14 protein-coding genes are annotated in these 17,095 nt (G+C 73.8%); 9 read left to right on the plus strand and 5 right to left on the minus strand.

Translation table 11 applies throughout. The features are described 5' to 3' along the window. The first annotated feature begins 14 nt into the window (after nt 1–14). Nucleotides 15–644, plus strand: coding sequence for an isochorismatase family protein (locus tag ABT092_RS11070; protein ID WP_351242236.1), 630 nt, complete (start codon nt 15–17; stop codon nt 642–644). Beyond that, complete coding sequence (locus ABT092_RS11075) at nt 641–2,629, plus strand: anthranilate synthase family protein (RefSeq protein ID WP_451363814.1); 1,989 nt, start codon at nt 641–643, stop codon at nt 2,627–2,629. The genes ABT092_RS11070 and ABT092_RS11075 overlap by 4 nt, the downstream gene beginning before the upstream one ends. A gap of 101 nt (nt 2,630–2,730) precedes the next feature. Here the strand turns inward: ABT092_RS11075 and ABT092_RS11080 are convergent, their stop codons facing one another. The 5 genes from ABT092_RS11080 to ABT092_RS11100 all read right to left on the minus strand — a co-directional run bounded on the left by ABT092_RS11080 (nt 2,731) and on the right by ABT092_RS11100 (nt 10,205). Further along, nucleotides 2,731–4,308 carry a class I adenylate-forming enzyme family protein gene (locus ABT092_RS11080; RefSeq protein WP_351242238.1) on the minus strand — a complete coding sequence of 526 codons (1,578 nt, stop codon included), beginning with the start codon at nt 4,306–4,308 and terminating at the stop codon, nt 2,731–2,733. Nucleotides 4,309–4,396: 88 nt separating this feature from the next. After that, nucleotides 4,397–5,824: a nitrosuccinate lyase gene (locus ABT092_RS11085; protein ID WP_351242240.1), complete on the minus strand. Its 1,428-nt coding sequence runs from the start codon at nt 5,822–5,824 to the stop codon at nt 4,397–4,399. After that, nucleotides 5,821–7,821, minus strand: coding sequence for an FAD/NAD(P)-binding protein (locus ABT092_RS11090; protein WP_351242242.1), 2,001 nt, complete (start codon nt 7,819–7,821; stop codon nt 5,821–5,823). Before ABT092_RS11090 ends, ABT092_RS11085 begins: the two co-directional genes overlap by 4 nt. After that, nucleotides 7,818–9,383 (minus strand): class I adenylate-forming enzyme family protein, encoded by a 1,566-nt coding sequence (locus ABT092_RS11095; RefSeq protein WP_351242244.1) that lies wholly within the window; start codon nt 9,381–9,383, stop codon nt 7,818–7,820. The genes ABT092_RS11090 and ABT092_RS11095 overlap by 4 nt, the downstream gene beginning before the upstream one ends. A gap of 270 nt (nt 9,384–9,653) precedes the next feature. Beyond that, the gene (locus ABT092_RS11100) at nt 9,654–10,205 is read right to left on the minus strand and encodes an SRPBCC family protein (RefSeq protein ID WP_351242246.1); all 552 of its coding nucleotides are present in this window, start codon (nt 10,203–10,205) and stop codon (nt 9,654–9,656) included. Nucleotides 10,206–10,463: 258 nt separating this feature from the next. Between ABT092_RS11100 and ABT092_RS11105 the strand changes: the two genes are divergently transcribed. From ABT092_RS11105 to ABT092_RS11135, 7 genes are all read left to right on the plus strand, one after another. Continuing rightward, entirely contained in the window at nt 10,464–11,681 is a 1,218-nt protein-coding gene (locus tag ABT092_RS11105; protein ID WP_351242248.1) for a 4-hydroxybenzoate 3-monooxygenase, read from the plus strand. Nucleotides 11,682–11,799: 118 nt separating this feature from the next. Further along, nucleotides 11,800–12,309 (plus strand): hypothetical protein, encoded by a 510-nt coding sequence (locus ABT092_RS11110; RefSeq protein ID WP_351242250.1) that lies wholly within the window; start codon nt 11,800–11,802, stop codon nt 12,307–12,309. A gap of 22 nt (nt 12,310–12,331) precedes the next feature. Next, the gene (locus ABT092_RS11115) at nt 12,332–13,525 is read left to right on the plus strand and encodes an ABC transporter substrate-binding protein (protein WP_351242252.1); all 1,194 of its coding nucleotides are present in this window, start codon (nt 12,332–12,334) and stop codon (nt 13,523–13,525) included. Then, nucleotides 13,506–14,573 carry a FecCD family ABC transporter permease gene (locus ABT092_RS11120; RefSeq protein ID WP_351242254.1) on the plus strand — a complete coding sequence of 356 codons (1,068 nt, stop codon included), beginning with the start codon at nt 13,506–13,508 and terminating at the stop codon, nt 14,571–14,573. The genes ABT092_RS11115 and ABT092_RS11120 overlap by 20 nt, the downstream gene beginning before the upstream one ends. Then, a complete protein-coding gene (locus ABT092_RS11125) occupies nt 14,570–15,346 on the plus strand; it encodes an ABC transporter ATP-binding protein (RefSeq protein ID WP_351242256.1) in 777 nt (258 codons plus the stop codon). Before ABT092_RS11120 ends, ABT092_RS11125 begins: the two co-directional genes overlap by 4 nt. Then, on the plus strand, nt 15,343–15,993 hold the full coding sequence (locus ABT092_RS11130) for a hypothetical protein (RefSeq protein WP_351242258.1): 651 nt from the start codon (nt 15,343–15,345) through the stop codon (nt 15,991–15,993). Before ABT092_RS11125 ends, ABT092_RS11130 begins: the two co-directional genes overlap by 4 nt. Beyond that, nucleotides 15,990–16,664, plus strand: coding sequence for a hypothetical protein (locus ABT092_RS11135; RefSeq protein WP_351242260.1), 675 nt, complete (start codon nt 15,990–15,992; stop codon nt 16,662–16,664). The genes ABT092_RS11130 and ABT092_RS11135 overlap by 4 nt, the downstream gene beginning before the upstream one ends. The last annotated feature ends 431 nt before the right edge of the window (nt 16,665–17,095 follow it).

The following is a 17,095-nucleotide window of genomic DNA, read 5'->3' on the forward strand; positions in this document are numbered from 1 at the left end:
GGAGGCACCGGCCCATGGCAGGCATTCCGCCCATCGCGCCCTACTCGATGCCGACCGCCGGCGAGTTGCCCCGCAACACCGTGTCCTGGACCGTCGACACGGACCGCGCGGTGCTGCTCGTCCACGACATGCAGCGCTACTTCCTACGACCCTTCCCGCCGGGCAGCTCCCCCGGCGGCGAGCTGCTGCGCCACGCGGCGCTGCTGCGCCGCCGGGCGGCCGAGCGCGGCGTCCCCGTCGCGTACACCGCGCAGCCGGGCGGCATGACCCCCGAACAGCGCGGACTGCTCGCCGACTTCTGGGGGCCCGGCATGCGGGTCGACCCGGCCGACCGCGAGGTCGTCGAGCCGCTGGCGCCGGCGCCCGGCGACTGGCTCCTCACCAAGTGGCGCTACAGCGCCTTCCACCGCACCGACCTGCTGCGGCTGATGCGCGACACGGGGCGCGACCAACTGGTGCTGTGCGGGGTCTACGCCCACGTCGGCGTGTTGATGACCGCCGTCGACGCGTTCACCCACGACATCCAGCCCTTCCTGGTCGCCGATGCCGTCGCGGACTTCTCCGCCGACCACCACCGGCTCGCCCTGGAGTACGCGGCCTCGCGCTGCGCGATGCTCCTGACCGCGAAGGAGGTCTTCTCGTGACCGGAACGGCACCCCGGGGAGCGGCCGCGGGCGGCCGGGAGCCGGGCGGGGAACGGACCCGCGCCCGCCGACTGCTGCGCCGGGTGCTCGCCGACCGGCCGCCGCCCTTCGCCCTGCTGTACCGCCCGGAGAGCACCGGCCCCGGCACCCTCGACGTCCTCCTCGGCGAGGTCACCGCCCCCGGTACCCTCGACCGGGTCCCCCTGGCCCCCGCCCCCGGCCGACCCGGCCCGGAGACCCTCGTCCTGATCCCCTACCGGCAGATCGTGGAGCGCGGCTTCGACGCCCCCGACGACGGCACTCCGCTGCTCGCCCTCACCGTCACCGACCACGCCACCACCGCCCTCGGAGCGGCCCTCGCCCTCGTCCCGGACCGCCCGACGGAACTGACCGGTGCCCGGTTCGAGCCCGACGACGAGGCGTACGCGGACACCGTCCGCAGGGTCGTGGCCGAGGAGATCGGCCGGGGCGAGGGCGCCAACTTCGTCGTCCGGCGCTCCTTCGTCGCCGACATCACCGACTACACCGTCCACGCCGCCCTGGCCTTCTTCCGCCGGCTCGTCGAAGGCGAGGTCGGGGCCTACTGGGTCTTCGTCGTCCACACCGGCGAGCGGACCCTGGTCGGCGCCAGCCCGGAACGGCACGTCAGCCTGGCGGACGGCGTCGCCGTGATGAACCCCATCAGCGGCACCTACCGCTACCCGGCTTCCGGTTCCACCCTCCCCGGCGTCATGGACTTCCTCGCCGACCGCAAGGAGACCGACGAGCTGTACATGGTGGTCGACGAGGAACTCAAGATGATGGCCCGCATCTGCGAGGGCGGCGGTCGGGTCACCGGCCCCTACCTCAAGGAGATGGCCCGACTCGCCCACACCGAGTACCTGATCCGGGGCCGCACCGCGCGCGACCCCCGGGAGATCCTGCGCGAGACCCTCTTCGCCCCCACCGTCACCGGCAGCCCCCTGGAGAGCGCCGCCCGCGTCATCCGCCGCTACGAGCCCGCCGGCCGCGGATACTACAGCGGGGTCGCCGCACTCATCGGACGGGACGCCGCCGGCGCCCCCACCATGGACTCGGCGATCCTCATCCGCACCGCCGACATCGACGCCACCGGACGGGTGGGGATCGGGGTGGGCGCCACCCTGGTGCGCCACTCCGACCCCGCCTCGGAGGCCGCCGAGACCCGGGCCAAGGCGGCCGGGCTGCTGGCGGCGCTGGAGGCCGGGGGCCGGCGGGGCTTCGCCGACCACCCCCGGGTGCGGGCCGCGCTGGCGCGCCGGAACACCACCATCGCCGGCTTCTGGCTCGCGAACGGCGCGGACGACGCCGGCGGCCCGGACCACCACCCGTCACCGGCGACGGGCCTGACCGGCCGTCGGGTCCTGGTGATCGACGCGGAAGACACCTTCACCGCCATGATCGACCACCAACTCCGTTCCCTGGGACTGTCGGTGGTGAACCGGCGCTTCGACGAGCCGCACGCCCTGCACGGTCACGACCTGGTGGTGATGGGCCCCGGGCCGGGGGACCCCCGGCGGGTCTCCCACCCCAAGATCGCCCGTCTGCGCACCATCACGACGGAACTCCTCGCCCACCGGCGCCCGTTCCTCGCGGTCTGTCTGAGCCATCAGGTCCTCTGCACCCTGCTCGGACTGCCGCTGCGCCGCCGCGAAGCCCCCAACCAGGGGATCCAGCGCGAGATCGACCTGTTCGGGACCCGGGAACGCGTCGGCTTCTACAACACCTTCGCCGCCGTCGCCCGGGCGGACCGGTTCGTCCCCGTCGGCCCGACGGGTCCCGTGGCCGGCGCCGCCGTCGAGGTCAGCCGCGATCCCCGTGACGGCGAAGTGCACGCGCTGCGGGGCCCGTTCTTCGCCTCCATGCAGTTCCACGCGGAGTCGGTGCTCACCCAGGACGGGCCCCGGATCACCGGGGACCTGCTCGCCGGGGTGCTCGGGGTCGCCCCCGTCCCGGCCGCCGGGTAGCCGTCGTCCGGCGGCGGGCGGAACGGTGGGGGCCGTTCCGCCCGGCCCGGCGCGGCGCACGTCCAAGGGTCTGCTCGACGGCCCGGGCCCGCACCACGCGTTCACGGACGATCCGGGCCGATGGGGTGGGGCGCCAGCTCCCGGGCCAGCTCCAGCCGCTTCACCTTGGTGGTCGCGGTGTGCGGCAGCTCGTCCAGCCGTCGTTGCACCGGCGCCGCGAGCAGGGGCAGTCCGGTCACCGCTTCGTCCCAACGGCCGCGGTCGAGCGGTCGGTCGTCCCGGGTGCACACCACCGGCACCGGCGGGCCGTCCGAGCCCGGCACGATGATGACCTCCAGCAGTTCCGGCAGCCGGGTGAAGAGCTTGTCCTCAAGGTCCAGGGTGCTGATGCCCGGGATCTCGTCGACCTCCCGGTCCAACAGGTGCAGGCAGCCCCAGCGGGTGCGGTAGCCGAGGTCGCCCATCCGCCACCAGCCGTCCGGGGAGAAGTTCCGGTCGAACCGCTGGTCCTCCCCGTGGTAGCCGATGATCTGCCCGCCGCTGCGCACCTCGATGTGCCCGGGGGACTCACGGCTCGGCCTGCGGCCGTCCCGGCTCGCCACCCGGACCTCGGTCATCCCGGGGAAGGTCCGGCCCACGCAGCGTCCGTCGGCGCCGCCGGACCGGTGCCGGGTGTAGGTGCGGGCGGCGATCGCGCCGGTCTCGCTCTGCCCGTAGGTCTGCGCGAAGAACGGCAGCTTCCGCTCGGACGCCCCCAACAGGGTGTGCACCGTGCGGGGGTGGATGGCGTCGAAGGTGTTGCTGAAGCAGCGGACGCGCGCCAGCGGCTTCGCCGGGTGGTCCGCCAGCACCTCCCACCGGAGCAGGGTGTTGGGGTGGGACTCGATCACGCCCGGAGGCACCCGCGAGAACAACTCCGCCACCTGCTCCGGGTCGTCCTCGCGGAGCACGATCAGGGGATGGCCGCGGAGCGCGAACAGCGCCGCCCCGCTGATCATCCGGGAGTGGACGAAGGAGACGTGCACCGCGATCGGTTCGCGCCGACCCACCGGAGCGAGCAGCACGGACTGCGGCCGGCAGCGGGCCTGGATGGTGTGCCCCGTCTGGACGGCCAGCTTGGGCAGTCCGGTGGTGCCCGAGGTGTGGGTGATCAGCGCGGCCCGGTCCTGGGGCGCGGTCACCGGTGCGACGCGCTGGACCCCGGCGAGCGCGGCGAGCGGGGTCGTGCCCGGGAACCGTCCGGTGGCCACCAGCACCCGCTCGGCCAGTTCGAGGACCTCGGCCGGGAGGTCCCGCTCCAGTTTGGCCGCGTCCGTGAGGAGGACGGGGCGGCCTAACCGCGCCAGCAACCGGGCGACGGTGGCGCCGTCCAACTTCGGCGAGAGGAGCACCGGCACCGCGCCGATCCGGGCCACGCTGTAGGCGAGCAAGGAGATGTCGAAGCCGTCCGCCTTGTGGATCACCACCCGCTCACCCGGACGGACCCCGGCGGCCCACAACCGGGAGGCGTGGTCCGCGACGAGGTCGGCGATCTCCGTGAGCGTCACCCGGCGGCCGAGTTCCGGGGCGATGTCGAGGTCGTGATCGAGGTAGACGGGGCTCGCCGGGTGCCGCGCGGACGCCCGGTCGAAGACCGTGCCCAGTCGGATGCCCCGGTTGGTGACGCGGTGCAGGAGCATGGTGCCTCTTCCCGTTCGATGGGCGCGGGCCGTTGCGTTCGCGCGGCGGGGCCGGGGCCGCCGGGGGGCGGCGGCCCCGGCCGGAGCCTCACGGTGTGTGCAGGGCCCGGTCGACGAGGGCGCCGGCGGCGCCGGTGTAGGCGGCCGGGTCGCACCACCGTTCCCACTCGGCGGGGTCGGCGACCCCGGCCAGTCGGGGCGTCCCGGCGAGGACGGCGTGCAGCGGGCGGCCGGTGCGATCGGACTCCCGCGTCGCCGCGGTGAGCAGTTCCCGGGCGGCCGCCTTGCCGATGCGGGGCGCGAGGACCGCCACGATCCGCTCGGAGACGATCTGGCCACCGGTGAGGTCCAGATTGGTCCGCATCCGTGTGGTCCGCACCTCCAGCCCCTCGGCGAGTTCCACCGCCGTGTGGGCCGCGCCGCCGGTCAGGCGCAGCGCCTCGCGCAACAGCTGCCACTCGGCGTGCCAGGCGCCCGACGGCCGTTCGTCCTCGGCCGTCAGGCACTGGGTCAGTCCGGCGGCGATCACCGGGACCTGGAGCGCGGCGGAGCGGATCAGGGTGGCCAGGACCGGGTTCCGCTTGTGCGGCATGGCCGACGAGGAGCCGCGCCCGGCGCGTCCGGGCTCGGTGACCTCGCCCACCTCCGTGCGGCTCAGCGACTGCACGTCGACCGCGATCTTGCCGAGGGCGCCCGCGGTGAACCCGAGGGCGGCGGCGAGGTCCGCCACCGGGGTGCGCAGGGTGTGCCAGGGCAGGACGGGTTCGGCCAACCCGGTCTCCTCGGCGAACGCCGCCACCAGCCGCTCGGCATGGTCCTGCGGGTCGTCCGGGTCCGGGAGGGGCCCGTCGAGGCGCGCGTACTCCAGGTATCCGGCGAGCGTGCCCGCCGCACCGCCCAGCGAGACCGGCAGTTCCTCGGCGACCCGTCCCAGCCGCTCGTCGGCGTCCACCACCAACTGCCGCCAGCCGGCCGCCTTGAGGCCGAAGGTGGTCGGCACCGCCTGGAGACCGAGGGTCCGACCCGCCATGACGGTGTCCCGGTGCCGGGCGGCCAGGGCGCCCAAGGCCCGCGCGGTGCGGTCCAGGTCCGCCCGGACCGTCTCCAGCGCGCGGGCCGCCACCAGCATCGCGCCGGTGTCGAAGACGTCCTGGCTGGTCGACCCCCGGTGGACGTACTCGGCGGCGGCGGCGTCCCGTTCCGCGACCACCCGGGTGAACGCCTGGACCAGGCCCACCACCGGGTTGGCGGTCTCCCGGGACGCCACCGCGAGGGCCCGCACGTCCAACAGGCCGGCGTCGGCGGCCCGGGTGATGGCGTCGGCGGCCGACGCGGGCAGGGTGCCCAGCCGGGCCTGGGCCCGGGCCAGCGCGGCCTCCGCGTCCAACATGGCCTGGAGCCAGGCGGTGTCGCAGACCACCGCCTCGACCGGTGTGCCGGCGCGGACCGGCGAGAGCAGCCCGGTGTCGGCGTCCGCCGCGGTGACTCCGGTGGGCGCGGCCGTCGTCCCGCTCATACGAGGACCCCGGTGAGATCGGTTTCGGCAGCCCCCGAACGGACTTCGACGGGGATCTGCGCGGTGGGCGGCAGCGCCAGCACCGAACGGGCGATCGCGTCGGAGTCCCCGAGCGTCACCGAGTCCACTCCCGGCCGGATGCCGGCCGCCGTGACCCAGTGCACCGACTCGGTCGGCACCCCGTACGCGTACCGCCGGGGGTGGGCCCGGCCCCGGGTGTCCAGCAGCCGGTAGGGCCGCTCCGTCACGGCCAGACCGCCGGTCTCGTAGCTGGTGCCGTCCTCCGCCGGGATCCGGTACACCGTCGCCTGCTCGGTGCTCAGCATGTGCACCAGCAGCGGATCGGTGGTGCGCCGCAGATCCGGTTCGGGCAGCCGGGCCTCGATCAGCACCCGGGCGCGCAGGGGCGGTCGCGGCACCTGTCGCGAGGTCAGGACGTAGGCGGGGGTCTCGGGGTCGATCCGGATCTCGGTGCCGGGGCCGGTCAGTTCGACCACGCCGGCCTCGATCAGGGCGATCAACTCCTCGATCCGCGAAGCCGGCGGACCGATCGACAGGAAGGCGTTCAGCGGGGTGTACCAGCCCTCCAGGTCGTCCCGGTGGGAGCCCCCGTCCAGACCGCCGTGGTCCACCGCGAGCCGCACCTCGTTGCGCAGGTCGCGCAGCACGTCCAGGGCGGCCTTCAGCGGGCCGCTGAGGTTGCCCGCGCGGGCCTGCCGCACGTCCTCCCGCAGATGGGGCAGGAGCCAGTCCCGGAAGGCGTCCGGTCCGGAGAAGGTCTGTTGCCCGTACGGCCGGAAGAGCCGTTCCCAGTTCCAGCGGTCGTCCTCGCCGACGGCGTACCCGTCGAGCAGGTCCGTCGGGTCGCCCTCCTCCGTGGCGGCCAGATAGCGCGTGATGAAACGTTCCCGCTCGTCGCCGCGTCCCCAGGACTCCAGCAGGGTGCCGTAGTAGACGCTCTCCACCTCGCGCGCGATCAGCGGCCACAGATCGGTTCCGAAGCGCACCGGACGCCCCTGCCCGGACCGCTCGCGCAGCCCCGCGATGTACGCGGGGGTGAGCAGCCTCGGCAGGTGACGCCCGTCCGCGCCCTTCTCGTTCTCGCCGCGTGCGTGGTACGGGATGCCGCGCCGCGAACTCGCGTACAGCTTCGGCTCCCGGCCGGAGGCCCGGTACACCAGCGGTCCGTCGGGACCCCCCGGACGCTCGAAGGAACCACCCCGGCCGATGGTGAACAGGGCCATGTGGTCGAAGAAGTTGAGCCCGAGCCCGCGCATCAGGACGGGCTCGCCGGGCCGCACGCCGTCCAGGTCGAGATCGGCCGGGTTGGCGGGGGTGACGTAGGTGAGGTGGTGGATCCGGGCCAGGCTCGCCGTCCGCGCCTCCTGCGGGGTGAGCCGGGTCGGCAGGTGGCCCTGGGCGAGGACGATCGCGTCCAGGCGGTCGAGTCGGGTGCCGTCCTCCAGGCGGACCCCCTGCGGGCCGCCGGGGACCCCGTGGACGTCCGCCATCGCCACCGCCCGCGAACGGTGCACCCGCACGGTGACGTGCGCGGGCGCGTGCGTCACCACCCGGCCGAAGCTCGCGTTCAGATAGCGGCCGTAGAAGGCACGCGTCGGGTAGTCGTCCGGGCCGAGCCGGGCGGCCTCCGCGAGGGTCGGCGCGTCCTCCCCGGAGACCGGGCCCGCCGCGGCGGTCTCCCGGGCCCACGCGTACAGGCTCGGTCCCGGCTCGATCGGCCCGTCGATCCGGGAACTGTCGTCGGTGTAGACGGTGATCTGCGAGGCCACCGTGTTCATCAGCAGGTGGCGCGACTGGTCCGAGCGCCACACCGCGCCCGCACCGGGCGCCGCCGGATCCACCACGTGGACGGTGACCGAACCCTGTGCGGGCGAGGCCCGCTCGTTGGCGCACAACCGCTCCACCACGGAGAGTCCACGCGGGCCCGCGCCCACCACGCAGACCTCCAACTCCGCCTTGCGCTCCGGTCCGGTCACGGGGTCGCCTCCTTCTGGCTGCGGTCGCTCTCGGGGACGTCCGTCCCGGCCCCGGCTGCGAGCAGACGGGCCAGTTCCAGACGCTTGATCTTGATGGTCGCGGTCTGCGGCAACTCGCTCAGGCGCCACTGGACCGGATCCGCCATCGGCGGCAACGTGCTCACGGCCCGTCGCCAGGCCACGGGGTCCAACGGACGGTCGTCCTTGGTGCACACCACCGGGACGGCCCTGCCGTCCGGCCCGGGAACGATGATGACCTCGGCGAGTCCGACCAGCCGTCCGAAGAGGGCGTCCTCGGCGGCGAGCGTGCTGCCGAAGCCGTCGATCAGGTCGACCTCGCGGTCCAGCAGGTGGACGCAGCCCCAGCGGGTGCGGTACCCGACGTCCCCCATCCGCCACCAGCCGTCCGCCGACACCTGGGCCTCGTAGCGGTCCTGCTCGCCGAGGTAGGTGACGATGCGGCCGTCGCTGCGGACCTCGATGTGGCCCGGGTTCTGCTCGGAGGGCGGCAGGCCGTTCCGGCTGACCACCCGGACGTCCGTCATGCCGGGGAACGGCATGCCGACACAGCGGCCGTCGTCGTCGAGGGTGCGGCGCCGGGTGAAGCCCCGGACCACCGCGGGCCCCACCTCGCTCTGCCCGTACAACTGCCCGAAGACCGGCGAACGGCGGCGGGTGGCGCGCAGCAGTCGGTGCACGGTGCGCGGGTGGATCGCGTCGAAGGTGCTGCTGAACAGCTTGACGTTGGCGAGCGGGCCGCGGGGGTCGTCCGCCAGTTCCTCCCACTCCATGAAGGAGTTGGGGTGCGCCTCCAGGATGCCCGGACGCAGCCGGGCGAACAGGTCGCCGACCCGGCCGGGGTCCGGATCGCGCAGCACCACCAGCGGGAAGCCCCGGTACAGCGCCAGGGCGAGGGCCGTGACCAGCCGGGAGTGCACGAAGGAGACGTGGATGGCGATGGTCTCGCGGCCCCGGACCAGCGGGGCGAGGACGGATGCCTGCGGGCGGTACCGCGACTGGAGGCTGAAACCGGTGTGCACGGCCAGCTTGGGCGTACCGGTGGTGCCGGAGGTGTGGGTGACCAGGGCCGGACGGTGCGGCGGCAGGGTGACGGACGGGACCCGCTCGCACCCGGCGAACTTGTCGAGCGGCACGGCGTCCCGGTGCGAGCCGGAGGTCAGGAGCACCCGTTCCGCGAGGCCGAAGACGCTGTCCGGCAGGCCGGCCAGCTTCGCCCGGTCGGTGACGAGGGTCGGCCGCTCGGTACGGCGGACCAGTTCGGCGACCGTGGCGCCGTCCAGCGACGGCGAGAGCAGCACCGGGACGGCTCCCATGCGGGCCGCGGCGCAGGCGAGCAGGGTGATGTCGAAGCCGTCGGACTTGTGCACCACCACCCGGCCGCCCGAGCGGACGCCCGCCGCGTGCAGCCGCGAAGAGAGGTCGGCCACCAGGTCGGCCACCTCGGCGACGGTCGCGCGCCGTCCGAACTCCGGTGCCACGTCCAGGTCGTGGTCGAGGATCAGGACGTTGGCCCCGTGTCGTCGGGCCGCCCGTTCGAACATCCTGCCGAGCTGGATTCCCCGGTTTCCGATACGTTGAAGAAGCACCTGTCCGCCTCCCGGGCGGCGGCTGCGCGCCGCGGTCCTTGACGTGGATGGGGATGGAACACCGCGGGGGACGCCGGCGGAAATCGGCATGGCGGAACGTCGGACGCGCCCGCGGTGCGGAACGAACGGCACGGTCCTCGTCCCGGAGCGCCCGCCTTCCGGCGCGCGGGACCGCGTGCACGCGGCCCGGTGCGCCGAGGGTCCGGCCGACCCGCCTGCCGGGGGTCAGCCCCCGGGGGTCTCGACGGCGGTCCGGATCCGTTGCAGGGTGGCGGTCAGGTCGTCCGCGATCTTCTCCCCCCACTCCACGAAGAAGCGGCGCCGTTCGACCGGGTCCATCGCCGCGGTGATCCCGCGGATGCCCTCGGTGGGCGCGTCCATGCGGAAGTGGTGGACCAGCAGGGTGCCGCCGTCCGCGCCCGGTGCGAGGTCGAAGCCCCAGACGCTCTCCTGCCGGCGTCCGGCCGAGTCGTGCATGGCCCAGCGGAAGGTGCGCCCCGGCTCGGCGGCGACCACCTCGGCGTACGTCGTCCAGGCGCCCCGGACCACCGGGGCCCAGGCGACGACCTCCGCCGCGCGGACGTTCTCGCCCCGGAAAACGGCTCCCACCGCGCAGGGGTCTCCGGAGATCCAGGAACCGCCCCGGCATTCGGGGCTCCAGTCCCCGCTGCGCGGTAGGTCACTGACCACCGCGTAGACGTCGAGGGGTGCCGCGGTGAGGTGGATCTCCGCGTCGGCGGAGAACAACGGCTCGCTTCCGGTGATGGTTTCGCCCATGGACCGAATCGTCCCAGCCGGGCCCGGTCAGGGGTCAAGCCGGGCCGTTCGGTTCCGTCAACTCCCTGCTTTCTCGTCAACTCCCTTATGCCATCAGGAGGGTGACCGATCGTGCGGGGGAGGGGACCGCGCGCGGACGGCCACGGACGTGCGCCCCCGCCGCGGGCGCGCGCTGCGCCGCCCCGTTCGTGCGGGGTCCCGCACCACGGGGTCCATGCCGGCGTCCGCCGGCCCCTCGGGTGCGTATCATCCGCCGGCATGAGGGGCAGACGAGCCGGCGCCATCCACGGCACCGCCGACGTGATCATCCTCGGTGCCGGCCCCGCGGGGCTGGTGCTCGGGAACCTCCTGCGGTCGGCGGGAGTCGACTGCGTCGTCCTGGAACGGTCCGCCCGGGCGGAGGTCCGCACCCGGGCCCGGGCCGGGTTCTTCGCCGAGAACGCCGTGCGGGTCCTGGACCGGCACGGTCTGGCCGAGGGGCTGCACGCGAACGGCCGGCGGCACTCGGTCTGCGAGTTCCGCACCCCGAGCGGCCGGTTCCGCCTGGACTACGGCCGGCTCGGGCGGGGCGAGTCGCACACCGTCTACCCCCAGCAGGAACTCGTGGCGGACCTCCTCACCCGCTACGAGGCCGGTGGCGGGCGGATCCACTTCACCACCGAGGCGCTCGCCGTGCTGGAGGCCGACGGTCCGCGGCCTTCGGTCACCGTCCGCGGTCCGGACGGCAGCCCCGGGCACTGGCGGGGCAGGTACGTCGCGGGCTGCGACGGCCGTCACGGCGCATCCCGCCGCTCCCTGCCGCCCGGCGCCTTCCGGCGCCACCACCGCGACCACCGGGTCAGCTGGCTGGGCCTGCTCGTCGCGGCGCCGCCGAGCTTGGACGCGGTCGGGTACGCCGTGCACGTCCGGGGGTTCGCCGGACACATGGCGCGCACGGCCGACGTCACCCGCTACTACCTCCAGTGCCCGCGCGGCACCCCGGCCGAAGCCTGGTCCGAGGAGCGGATCTGGGCCGAGCTGGAGCTACGGATGCGCTCCGCCGCCTACGGCCCCCTGCGCCGCGGCCCGGTCCTCCAACGGGCCGTGGTCGACCTGGAGTCCGACGTGCTCACCCCGTTGCGCCACGGAACCTTGTTCCTGGTGGGCGATGCCGCGAGCCTGCTCAGCCCGTCCGCGGCCAAGGGGGCCAACCTCGCGGTGTGCGAGGCGGAGGCACTGGGCCGGGCACTCGTCGACGACCTGCTGCACGACCGGCCCGTGGGCCTCGACGCCTACTCCGCACGCTGCCTGGCCCGGATCCGGCGAGCCCAGTGGTTCTCGCAGTGGATGATCCACCTGCTGCACGACGTCCCCCCGCCGCACGGACCGCCCCTCCTCCTCGACGGCGACGCCCCGCCCAGGGCCTCCTGCCTCGACACGCTCCGCACCTCCCGCGCCGAACAGGACTGGTTCGCCGAGAACTACACCCGGGTCTGAGGCCGGTCCACCCGGGGCGCCCGGCCCGAGGAACGCGCAACGTCGGACCAACTCGCCCAGCAGCGCTGGCGGCCAGCGCACCGGACACAAGCCCGACCAGAACGGTGCGATGAAGGGGGTGTCGGCGTCCGACGCTGCCAAGGCGAGCGGCGAGACCGAGGGCGTCTGGCAGTGGCTGCACCTGATCGCGTTCACCATGGGCGGCCACGACGGCAAACAGCCCAACGCGCCGGAGAACCTGGTGGCCGGGCTCGCCGCCGCCAACGGACACCACCTCGTCCTGGAGAACCTGGTCAAGAAGATGATCCTTCAGGCGGGCATCAGCGAGGCCCCGGCCACGCGACCCCGCTCACCCGGCGGAGTGCGCGATCGACTCCCCCGACGGACGGAGGAGACCCGTCCCGCCGTGGGAGCGGCGGCCCCGATGTCGTCGTCGGCGGCGCGCCGGGGGCGTGCGCTTCCGAAGGGCCGCCCGGATCGTCCGACCGAGTGTGATCAAGCGCACAAATCGCCCCTGATCGCCCTCAATCGCCTCTTGATGCACCTTCGTTGGGTGCGGCCCCGGGCTGCCGCACCTCCGGTGGAGGCTGCCTCCGTATCTAGCATCAGTAAGGTAAGCCTTACCTAATTCGCTCGTTCGGAGGTTCGCCATGCCCGACCCCGTGCCACCCCTGCTCGACGGCTCCGCAGCACGTTCCGGAACCAGCCGGAGAGGAAGCAGTCGACGCGGTGTCCTGAAGCTGCTCGGCGCCTCCGGGGCGGCGGTGGCCACGGGCACCGTGCTGGTCGGCTGCTCCTCGCGCGAGGCGCAGGACGCGAAGGGGGCCGTGGACAGCGGTTCGTCCGGGTTCACCGTGACCGACCAGCGGGGCGTCGAGGTCTCCTTCGACGGTCCGGTCTCCCGGATCGCCACCACGGTCATCCCCTCCCCGTCGATCCTCGCCGCCGTCGACGGCGGCGTCGACCGGATTGTCGGCATCAACGAGTCGACGCTCGTCGCCAACAAGCAGGGCATCTTCGGGGAGATGTTCCCCGCCTCCCGGAAGACCCGGACCGTCTCCGGCAGCGACTTCGTCCCCAACGTGGAGACGCTGCTCTCACTCAAGCCCGACGTGGTGATCCAGTGGGGGGACATGGGCGACGAGGTCATCGCGCCCTTGGAGAACGCCGGCTTCAAAGTCATCGGACTGACCTACGGGACCCAGGAGAAGTTGGAGACCTGGATCTCCCTCTTCGGCAGGATCACCGGGAAGGAGGACCGCGCCGCCGACCTCGTGTCCTGGATGCACACCGAGAAGGCCGCGGTGGGCGCGCTCGTCCGCGGAAAGGGCCGACCCGGCCAGAAGGTGTTGTACCTGAGGGCCGCCGCCGACGGCTGGACCTCCTACAACGGCAGCGGCTACATGAACTTCTGCACCGAGCTCGTCGGAGGGGTCAACCCCGCCAAGGACCTCAAGGCGGCCAGCCCCCAGGTCTCCACGGAGCAGATCCTGGCGTGGGACCCCGACGTCATCCTGCTCAGCGCCTTCGACGAGAAGCCGCCGGCCGCGCTCTACGCGGACGGCCGGCTCTCCCGGGTGCGGGCGGTGCGCGACCGACGGGTGTACAAGATCCCGCTGGGCGGGTACCGATGGGACCCGCCGTGCGCCGAGTCCCCCTTGATGTGGCGGTGGATGGCGCAGGTCCTGCATCCGTCGACCGCCGCCGCGAACGGGCTCCGCGCCCAGCTGACCCGCACCTTCGACCGGCTCTACGACTACCGGATCTCCGCCGCCCAGGTGGACGAGGTGCTGCGGCTCGACCTCAACGCCAGGAGCGCCGGCCATGACGGCTTCCGCGCCTGAACGCGTGGTGGCGGCCGGCGCGGACCGCCCCGCCCGCCCGTGGACCCGCGGTCTGCCCGTGCTGGGGGCGCTCTGCCTGGTCGTGGCGCTCGGCTCGCTCGCCCTGGGGCGCTACGTGGTCCCGCCCAACGAGATCGTGCGGATGCTCGTCGGCCAGGTCCTCCCCGTCGACCGCACCTGGACGGTCACCGAACAGACCGTCGTCCTCGACGTGCGGCTGCCCCGGTTGGTCCTGGCCGTGCTGGTCGGCGGCGGACTCGCCCTCGGCGGCGCCGCCCTCCAGGGCGTCTTCCGCAATCCGCTGGTCAGCCCCGACGTCATCGGGGTCTCCTCGGGAGCCTCCTTCGGCGGGGTCCTCGCCCTGGTCCTCGGCCTGGGCTCGGTCGGCCTGGTCAGCAGCGCCTTCTTCTTCGGGCTGGCGGCGCTGGCGGTGGTCCTGATGATCGGACGGCTCTCCACCGGGTCGCCGCTGTTGATGATCGTGCTGGGCGGCACCGTCACCGGAGCCTTCTTCTCCGCGCTGGTCTCCTTCACCACGTACGTCGCGGACCCCTACTCGGAGCTGCCCTCGATCGTCTTCTGGCTCCTCGGCAGCCTCTCCACCGCCGACTACGGCAAGGTCCTGGTGGCCGCCGTGCCCGTGCTCGCGGGTGCCGTCGTCGTCCTCATCCTGCGGTGGCGGCTCAACGTCCTCTCCCTCGGGGACGAGGACGCGCGGGCCCTCGGCGTGCCGCCGCGCACCACGCGGCTGTGGCTGCTCGGGGCGGTCGCCCTGATGACGGCCGGTGCCGTCGCCGTGTCCGGCCTGATCGGCTGGGTGGGGTTGGTCGTGCCGCACCTGGCCCGACTCTGGGTGGGCACCGACCACCGCGTCCAACTGCCTGCGTCCTTCCTGATCGGAGGCGCCTACCTGGCCCTCGTCGACACGCTGTCGCGCACCGCCACCGAAGCCGAAATGCCCCTGGGCATCCTCACCGCCGTCATCGGCGTCCCCTTCTTCATCGCGATCCTGGCCCGCTCCCGCAACCGACTGTGGACGAACGAATGATCGAGGCACGTTCCATCGGCTACCGCTACTCGCGCGAGCGCTTCGTCTTCCGTGACGTCAGCCTCGCCTCCCACGAGGGGCGCGTGCACGCCGTGCTCGGCCCCAACGGCCGTGGGAAGACCACCCTGTTGCGCTGTCTGGCCGGTCTGCTCACCCCCACCGAGGGGACGGTGACCAGCGGCAGTCCGGTGTCGTACGTCCCCCAGTCACACGGCGCCACCTTCTCCTACCCCGTCGCGGACATGGTCCTCATGGGCCGTTCCCGGCAGCTCAAGGCGTACGCGTCCCCGGGGCGCCGCGACCGGCACCTCGCGGACGAGGCCCTGGACCGCGTCGGCATCACCGAGCTGCGGGAACGGGACTACGCCCACCTCAGCGGCGGCGAACGACAACTCGTGCTGATCGCCCGGGCCTTGGCGGCCCAGTGCCGCATCATGGTGCTGGACGAGCCGGTGTCCGCGCTGGACCTGCGCAACCAGGCCAGGGTCCTGACCCTGTTGCAGTCGCTGGCCGCCGAGGGCATGGGCATCGCGCTCACCACCCACCACCCGGACCACGCACTCCACCTCGCCGACGACGTCACCCTGGTCCTCGGCCCCGAGGACGTCCGCACCGGCCCCGCGGCCGACCTGCTCACCGCCGAACTCCTCACCGAGGTGTACGGACTGCCGGTCACCACGGACCGGGTCGACGGCCCCCGGGGCCCGCGCACCCTCGTCGTCCCCGACCTCGGGCCGGCCCGCCCCACGAGCACCACTGAAGGCATCCCGTGAACCTCCGCTCCGCCCCCCGACCCCGCGTCCTGAAGGCGACGATGGGTCCCCCGGCCACCGACCGCACGGTCCCCGGCCGGCCGGTCCCCACCTTCGACCTGTACGACCTCTCCGCCGCCCGGCTCGACGGCTGTCGCGGGCTGATCCTCTCCCTCAACTGCGACCAGGTCTTCCTCGGCACGCGCACCGAACTGCTCGCCGACTGGGTCCGCGCCGGTGGACGCCTGCTCGTCAACGGCCACGTCCACCGGCCCTTCCTCCCCGGGCTCCCGGCCTGGCGACGCCTCGACCACCGGGGACCGCGCGATCTGCGGATCTCCCCGGTCACCCCGCACCCCGTCTGGGAGGGGGTGGACTTCGACGAACTCCTCTACCGCACCGGGGTGCCCGGCACCCCCACCGGCGCGGAGCTCGTGCGGGTCGGCGTCGCCGGCTTCTACGGCCGGGGCTACCACGGTGCGCTCCCGGAAGGCGGCACGGTCGTCAACGGCATCGGTCCGCACCGGCTCCCCGTTGACATCGGCTACCCGCTCGGCGCGGGCGAAGTCCTGGCCCACGCGGGGAACGACCTGCTGTCCTTCACCGACCGGGACCGCACGACCCGCCACCTCGGTCCGCGGCTGCTCGACTGGTTGGAGGGGCTGTGACGCACGCCGATCCCGTACGCCTGGGCATCCTGCACGGCGGCAGCTTCCACCAACTCGCCACCCTCGACGACCCCGCGGTCCGGCTCTGGCGACCGCGCGCCCACTACCTCCCCGACCTCGGTGCGGGCGACCTCGCGGACCTCGACGTCCTCCTGGTCTGCGACCGGCTGCACCCCACCCTGCTCGTCTCGGCGGCCCCCGAGATCCTCACCGTGGCCGAGCGCGGGGGGACCGTGATCGTCCTGGGCGAGAACGAGATCGCGCCCTGGCTGCCCGGACTGCGCTCCCACCGTCCCGCGGAGACCGACTTCTGGTGGTGGCGCACCGGCGCGGACCCGGGGGTGCGGCTGCGGTCCCCGGACCACCCCGCCTGGCGACACCTCACCGAGCGCTCGGTCCGCTGGCACTACCACGGCCTGCTCCAACCGCCGCCGGGCGCCGACGTCCTGGCCCTCACCCTGAAGGAGGGCCCCGGCCCCCGGGAGGTCCTGCTCTACGAGGACCGGGTCTCCACGCCCGGCCGCCTGGTGGTGACCACGATGGACCCCGTCTACCACCACGGCTCCGCCTTCATGCCCGGTGCCACACAACTCCTGTACGGGCTGCTCGCCTGGACCGTGGGCGAAGCCGCGGCCGGCCGCCCGGGGAGGGGCGGCACGAGCACGGGGTGAGCACCGGGAGGAGACGCGTGATGCCCCCGGGGCGGCAACTGCCGCCCCGGGGGCATCACGCGTGTTCGGGGGAGCGGAACCAGCCTCGGGGGGTCCGCCGCCGGTGTCGGCCGCCCGGACCGCCCGCCCGGAGTGTCGTGGAGCACGACGTTGCCGTCCTCCCGGAGGCGGAGGACGGCAACGTCGAGGGCGCTCCACTCCCACGGGTCGTTCGGGTCGGTGCGGGGCGGCCGCACCCCGTGGCGTCCCCGCGTGGTGTCCGCGGCCGGTCGGTGCGGAGGTCGAGGTCTACCGCGGTGGTACTAAGTCGGGTGCGCCCGAAGGGGGGAGGCGTCTCCTCGTTCCCGCGCGGAGAGGGGTAGGGCGGCGTCCGTCGGGGGAGGCTGCTGATGGCGGTCAAGGGCCCCGTTCGGGGCCCGGGGTGTGTCGGA

Source organism: Streptomyces sp. NPDC002490, from assembly GCF_040296045.1.
Classification (GTDB): Bacteria; Actinomycetota; Actinomycetes; order Streptomycetales; family Streptomycetaceae; genus Streptomyces.

Bases quoted from the DNA above. Each gene is read 5' to 3' on its own strand.
- ABT092_RS11085 (WP_351242240.1), bottom strand. From the start codon at position 5,824: ATGAGCGGGACGACGGCCGCGCCCACCGGAGTCACCGCGGCGGACGCC.
- ABT092_RS11125 (WP_351242256.1), top strand. From the start codon at position 14,570: ATGATCGAGGCACGTTCCATCGGCTACCGCTACTCGCGCGAGCGCTTC.
- ABT092_RS11120 (WP_351242254.1), top strand. From the start codon at position 13,506: ATGACGGCTTCCGCGCCTGAACGCGTGGTGGCGGCCGGCGCGGACCGC.
- ABT092_RS11080 (WP_351242238.1), bottom strand. From the start codon at position 4,308: ATGCTCCTGCACCGCGTCACCAACCGGGGCATCCGACTGGGCACGGTC.
- ABT092_RS11105 (WP_351242248.1), top strand. From the start codon at position 10,464: ATGAGGGGCAGACGAGCCGGCGCCATCCACGGCACCGCCGACGTGATC.
- ABT092_RS11100 (WP_351242246.1), bottom strand. From the start codon at position 10,205: ATGGGCGAAACCATCACCGGAAGCGAGCCGTTGTTCTCCGCCGACGCG.
- ABT092_RS11070 (WP_351242236.1), top strand. From the start codon at position 15: ATGGCAGGCATTCCGCCCATCGCGCCCTACTCGATGCCGACCGCCGGC.
- ABT092_RS11115 (WP_351242252.1), top strand. From the start codon at position 12,332: ATGCCCGACCCCGTGCCACCCCTGCTCGACGGCTCCGCAGCACGTTCC.
- ABT092_RS11095 (WP_351242244.1), bottom strand. From the start codon at position 9,383: ATGTTCGAACGGGCGGCCCGACGACACGGGGCCAACGTCCTGATCCTC.